Genomic DNA, 5450 nt, shown 5'->3' on the forward strand with positions numbered 1-5450 from the left:
TAGGGGCGGGGCTGGGCGAACAAGCCGGGCTCGGTCTCGATGAGGATGCCGCGGCTGACCAGGCGTTTGAGCTTGGACCGGATGTTCTCGGTGTTCTTGGACACGATGGGCAGGTCCATGGCCTGCGGCCCCGGCGGTCATGGAGAACCTCTTCGCGAGCAGCACCCTGGCCACCTGAGGTTGGCCTGGGTGACCACTGCGCGCGGCTCTCACCGGGGCTGTTCGGCTGCGTGGATCTCCTGGAAGACCTGCCGGGCGATCTGATAGCTGTCGAAGGCCCGGGCGGCGCCGGCGTACGCCTCGATGTGGATGAACGCCTCGACGATCTCTTGTGGAGTGACTCCGTTGCCGAGTGCGATGCGGAGCTGTCCGCGCAGCGGTTCGAGCGTGCCCAGGGTGGCGGCGATCGTCACGGAGATGATGGCGCGGGTGCGGGTGTCGAGAACGTCGGTGCGCGGCCATGCGTCGCCGAAGGTGTGCAGCGTGGCCAGGCGCGTGAAGTCCGCGGCGTTGGCCGGCTCGCCCGGGCCGGGTTCTAGGAACGGCTCCAGCCGCCTGCCGAGCAGCCGCGCGGCCGTGTCGAGTGCGGCCGCGTAGCCGGATTCCTGCTGGTCGTCGGTCATGGTGGTTCCTCGATCGCTTGTCGTTTGTGAGGGTCGGAATGCGCAAATCAGTGCTGGGGGCGGACGTTGAGCTCGCCGTACTGCCCGCCACGCACCAGCGCTGGGTCGAACAGGCCCGAGAGGAAGGCGAGGTCGTCCGCGCTCAGCGGCACGGCCGTCGCGGCGGCGTTCTGGCGTGCGTACGCCGCCCGCTTCGTGCCGGGGATGGGCGCGATGTCGTACGGCTGGGCGAGCAGCCAGGCCAGGGCCACCTGGCCCGGGGCGTGTCCCCGCTCGTCGGCGAACGCCTTCAGCCCCTCGACGAGGCGGAGGTTGTCCGCGAAGTTCTCCTCGTGGAACTTCGGCAGAGTGGAGCGGAAGTCGTCGCCGGAGAACGAGGTGCCGCTGGTGAAGCGGCCGGCAAGCGCGGCTCGCCCCAGGGGGCTGTACGGGACGAAGGTGATGCCCAGCTCACGGCAGGTGGGAAGCACCTCCTGCTCCACCTCGCGGGCCCAGAGCGAGTACTCACTCTGGAGAGCCGAGATCGGCGCCACCGCGGCCGCCCGGTGAAGTATGTCCGGCCCGACCGCGCTGAGCCCGATGGCGCGCACCTTGCCCGCGGTCACCAGGTCGGCCATCGCGCCGACGGTGTCCTCGATCGGCACGGTGGGGTCGAGGCGGTGGATGTAGTAGAGGTCGATGTGGTCGACGCCGAGGCGGCGCAGGCTGGCGTCGCAGGCGGCGGCCACATACTCGGGGCGGCCGTCGTAGACCACCCCGCCCTCCTCCGAGGGCCGCGCCCCGAACTTGGTCGCCAGGACCACCCGGTCGCGCAGGCCGCGCACGGCGCGGCCGAGCAGTTCCTCGTTGTGGCCGAAGCCCTTCTGGGGCTGTCCGGTGGCCGCGCCGGCGGCGCCGTAGATGTCGGAGGTGTCGAAGAAGTCGATGCCGGCCTCGACGGCGGCGTGGATCGTGGCGACGGACTCCGCCTCGTCGGCGTCGCCGTAGAACTGGGACATCCCCATGCAGCCCAGGCCGATCGGCCGGACGGAGATGTCGGTGTGCCCGAGGGTGACACGGGCTTCGCACATGATGGTCCTCCTGGTCCTCAGGCGGCGATGGTCTTGTACTCGATGTACTGGGCGAGACCCGCGGCGCCGAACTCGCGGCCGATGCCGCTGCTCTTGTAGCCGCCGAAGGCGCCGTCGTAGGTCGGGGCGGCGCCGTTGACGGTCATCCACCCGGTCCGGATCCTGCGGGCGACCTCGATGCCGTGCTCCCGGTCGGCGGCCCACACGCCACCGCCGAGGCCGTACTCGGAGTCGTTGGCGATGCGGACGGCGTCGTCCTCGTCGTCGAACGGGATGACGACCAGGATGGGGCCGAAGATCTCCTCGCGGGCGATCCGCATGTCGCTGTCGACGTCGGCGAACAGCGTCGGACGGACGTAGTAGCCGCCCTCCAGCCCGTCAGGGGTCTCGAGTCCGCCGGTCACCATCCGGGCGCCTTCGGCGACGCCGAGTTCGATGTAGGAGCGCACCCGCTGCTGCTGGTCGGCGCGGACCATCGGCCCGATGAAGGTCTCGGGGTCGGAGGGGTCGCCGACCCGGACGTCCTCCATCATGGCGGCCAGCGCCGCGACGACCTCCTCGTAGCGGCTGCGCGGGGCGAGGATGCGGGTGTGGGCCACGCAGTTCTCGGCGTTGTTGCCCAGCGACAGGGCCCTAAGGCCTGCCACGACCGCCGTCAGGTCGGCGTCCTCGAGGATGATCGAGGCGGATTTGCCGCCCAGTTCCAGGCTGACCCGCTTGAGCTGCTCCCCGGCGATGGAGGCGATGCGCCGGCCGGCCGCGGTGGAGCCGGTGAAGGCGATCTTGTCCACGCCGGGGTGGGCGACCAGGTGCTCGCTCGTCTCGCGGCCCGCAGGCAGGATGCTCACCACTCCCTCGGGGAGGCCTGCCTCGTCGAAGACCTCGGCGAGGGCCAAGGCGTCCAGCGCCGTCTCCGGGGAGGCCTTCAGGATGACCGTGCAGCCGGCGAGCAGCGCGGGCACCAGCTTGACCAGGGCCGACTGGTGGGGTGCGTTCCACGGGATCACCGCGGCCACCACGCCGACGGGTTCGCGGCGCAGCCGCGTCGTGGCATCGCCGACGGCGCCCACCTGCTCCTCCCAGCCGAGGGCGGCGGCGGCGCGCACGTACGCCTCCGTCATCTCCGGGAGGGACTGCAGGTGCGTCCAGCGGGTGAACCACAGCGGCGAGCCGTTCTCGGAGGTGACCAGGGCCGCGAACTCCTCGGCGCGGACTGCGTAGAGCTTGGAGAACCGCTCCACGACGGCGCTCCGTTCCTGCGGGCTCATCCGGGGCCAGGGGCCCTCGTCGAACGCTCGGCGGGCGGCGGCGACCGCCCGGTCGACGTCGGCGGGGGCGGCGTGCGGCGCGGTCCCGACCAGCGAGCGGTCGTGCGGGGAACGCACCTCCAGGACGTCCGCGGTGGCCGGGGCGACCCACTGGCCGCCGACGTACAGGTTCGGGTAAGTGATCACGGAAATACTCCTCATATAGGTGTCCATCGGACCCTTATGACTATAGCGGTCCAGTGGACACGTATCAAGTGTCCGATGGACCGCTAATGTGGGAGCCGTGATCCGCGGTGCGCGAGGAGGTTCGATGGACGAGGTGGAGGCGCCGTCCTTCCAGCGGGCCAGGCGGCCCGAGCACCGGGAGCTCCGCAAGCAGGAGATCCTGGACGCCGCGGAGGCGCTGCTGGCCGAGATGCCCGCCGACGAGATCAGCCTCCGGGAGCTGGGGCGCCGGCTCGGGGTGTCCAAGACGCATGTGGTGCGCTATTTCGAGAGCCGGGAGGGCGTCTTCCTAGGGCTGCTCGCCAGGCTCCGGCTGGCCTGGCTCGACGCGCTGGCGGACGAGTGGCCGGCCGCGCCGTGCGAGCCCGACCAGGTGATGCTGGCCTGGGCCGATTCGCTCGCCGCCCGGCCGGTCCTGTGCCAACTGTGGAGCCTGCTGCCGAGCGTCCTGGAGCGGAACGTCTCCGCCGACACCGTGCGCATCTACAAACTCGTCGACCTGGAACACCGCACCAGGCTGGCGAAGCTGGTCAGGGACCGGGTGCTGGCCCTCACCGCGGACGCCGCGCTCACCCTGACGGAGTACGCCGTCGTCTCACTGGTGGGCCTGTGGCCGTTCAGCAACCCGACCCCGACCGTCGTCGAGGCCACGGCCGACCCCCGGCTCGCGGGCTCCCGGGTGGACTTCGCCACCATGTACGGAGAGATCCTTCAGACCACGCTCGCCGGCCTGCTCACCCGTGCATGAAGCGGGTGCCGGAGTGGTCCTTGGGGCCCGTGGCCATCTGCTTCAGGCACCCTTGGGGAAGGCGTGCTTCTTACCGCCGATCACGGCTACGCAGGCGGCGACCAGGAGCACCAACGACGCCCAAGTGATCGAAGCGGTGCCCAGATCCGCAATCAGAGGGTGATTCGCAAGGGTATGCCTGAGTTGCGTGGTGTAATCGCGTGAATTTGTAGCGTTACGGCCGATCAATGGACTTGGGCATGCTGTGATGGCGGTGTGACCGAGCGCAAGCCGTACCCAAGCGACTTATCCGACGAACGGTGGGCCCTGATCGAGCCCGTGATCACCGCATGGAAGGCCGCGCACCCCTCGGTCAGCGGCCACCCGGGCAGATACGACCTGCGGGAGATCGTCAACGCGATCCTCTACCAGAGCCGGACCGGCTGCCAGTGGGACTACCTGCACCACGACCTGCCGCCCCGCAGCGCGGTGTACTACTACTTCGCCAAATGGCGCGACGACGGCACCGACCAGACGATCCACGACCTGCTGCGCTGGCAGGCACGCGAGAAACACCGGCGATCAGCCGACCCGAGCCTGGTGGTGCTCGACACCCAAAGCGTCCACGCGGCGGCCGGAGTCCCGTCCGACATCACGGGCCGCGACGCGGGCAAGAAGGTGCCCGGGCGTAAGCGCGGCCTGGCCGTGGACGTGCTGGGCCTGGTCATCGCGGTCGTGGTACTGGCCGCATCGGTGCACGACAACGCCGCCGGGATCGTCCTGCTGGACCGGCTCACCGTCGCCATACCGCCCGGCAGCGTGCGTACGGCGCTGGTCGACCAGGGGTTCAAGAACGCCGTCGTCGACCACGGCGCCGCGCTCGGCATCGACGTGAAGGTCGTCTAGCGTAACCCCGCCGACAGGGGGTTCGTCCCTCAGCCCAAGCGGTGGGTGGTGGAGCGGACCTACGGCATCCTCGCCTGGCACCGCCGCCTGGTCCGCGACTACGAACACCGCCCTGCAAGCTCCGAGTCGCGGGTGTACTGGGCGATGAGCGACGTGATGGCCCGCCGGTTGACCGGCACCTCGAGCATCTCCTGGCGCGGCGTATGACCGACCATGAGGCGAGCAGAGTGCTGCTGGACAAGATCGACGCACGCGAGGCCGCCCTGACCGGCGAGGCCGAGCAGACCCGCGCCCACATCGACGAACTCACCGCCAGGCTGCGCGAACTCGACGAGGCGATTGATCATCTGCGCATCACCCGCAAGACCCTTCTGTCGCTCGCCGACGGCGAAAGCGAAGCCGAGCCGGCCGCACCACCGGCCGCGGTTCCCGATCACCCCGCCTACCAGCAGATCCTGACCATCTTCGCCGACACCGGCCAGCCTTTACGCGCTCGCGACCTGTGCCAGGCCCTGGACCTGCCCATCGTGTCCAAGAACACCGAGAACATCCGCTCCAAGCTCAAACGCCTGGTCAGCCGCGGCATCCTCATCGAGACCGAGCCCGGCTTGTTCGCCCAGCCCCGCCCCTA

At 69.9% G+C, this 5450-nt stretch carries 5 protein-coding genes and 1 pseudogene; 3 read left to right on the forward strand and 3 right to left on the reverse strand.

Annotation, left to right across the window (positions count from 1 at the left end):
* Positions 1-209: 209 nt before the first annotated feature.
* From IEY93_RS37060 to IEY93_RS37070, 3 genes are read right to left on the reverse strand one after another with little or no spacing between them, the layout of a single operon-like run.
* Positions 210-623 (reverse strand): carboxymuconolactone decarboxylase family protein, encoded by a 414-nt coding sequence (locus tag IEY93_RS37060; protein ID WP_030510994.1) that lies wholly within the window; start codon positions 621-623, stop codon positions 210-212.
* 47 nt (positions 624-670) lie between these two features.
* A complete protein-coding gene (locus IEY93_RS37065; RefSeq protein WP_036329965.1) occupies positions 671-1693 on the reverse strand; it encodes an aldo/keto reductase in 1023 nt (340 codons plus the stop codon).
* 17 nt (positions 1694-1710) lie between these two features.
* Positions 1711-3147 (reverse strand): aldehyde dehydrogenase, encoded by a 1437-nt coding sequence (locus IEY93_RS37070; RefSeq protein WP_189167837.1) that lies wholly within the window; start codon positions 3145-3147, stop codon positions 1711-1713.
* A 124-nt stretch (positions 3148-3271) separates the two neighbouring features.
* Between IEY93_RS37070 and IEY93_RS37075 the strand changes: the two genes are divergently transcribed.
* From IEY93_RS37075 to IEY93_RS37085, 3 genes and pseudogenes are all read left to right on the forward strand, one after another.
* Positions 3272-3934 (forward strand): TetR/AcrR family transcriptional regulator, encoded by a 663-nt coding sequence (locus IEY93_RS37075; RefSeq protein ID WP_189167838.1) that lies wholly within the window; start codon positions 3272-3274, stop codon positions 3932-3934.
* A gap of 255 nt (positions 3935-4189) precedes the next feature.
* Positions 4190-5026: pseudogene (locus tag IEY93_RS37080) on the forward strand (IS5 family transposase).
* Positions 5023-5450: hypothetical protein (locus IEY93_RS37085; protein ID WP_189167839.1), on the forward strand; the 428-nt coding region annotated here is incomplete at its 3' end. The pseudogene IEY93_RS37080 and the gene IEY93_RS37085, both read left to right, overlap by 4 nt.

It is taken from the genome of Sphaerisporangium melleum, assembly GCF_014646695.1.
GTDB classification, from domain to species: domain Bacteria; phylum Actinomycetota; class Actinomycetes; order Streptosporangiales; family Streptosporangiaceae; genus Sphaerisporangium; species Sphaerisporangium melleum.

Excerpts from the sequence above, each read along its gene's own strand:
- IEY93_RS37060 (WP_030510994.1), bottom strand. The coding sequence starts at position 623 with ATGACCGACGACCAGCAGGAATCCGGCTACGCGGCCGCACTCGACACG.
- IEY93_RS37075 (WP_189167838.1), top strand. The coding sequence starts at position 3,272 with ATGGACGAGGTGGAGGCGCCGTCCTTCCAGCGGGCCAGGCGGCCCGAG.
- IEY93_RS37065 (WP_036329965.1), bottom strand. The coding sequence starts at position 1,693 with ATGTGCGAAGCCCGTGTCACCCTCGGGCACACCGACATCTCCGTCCGG.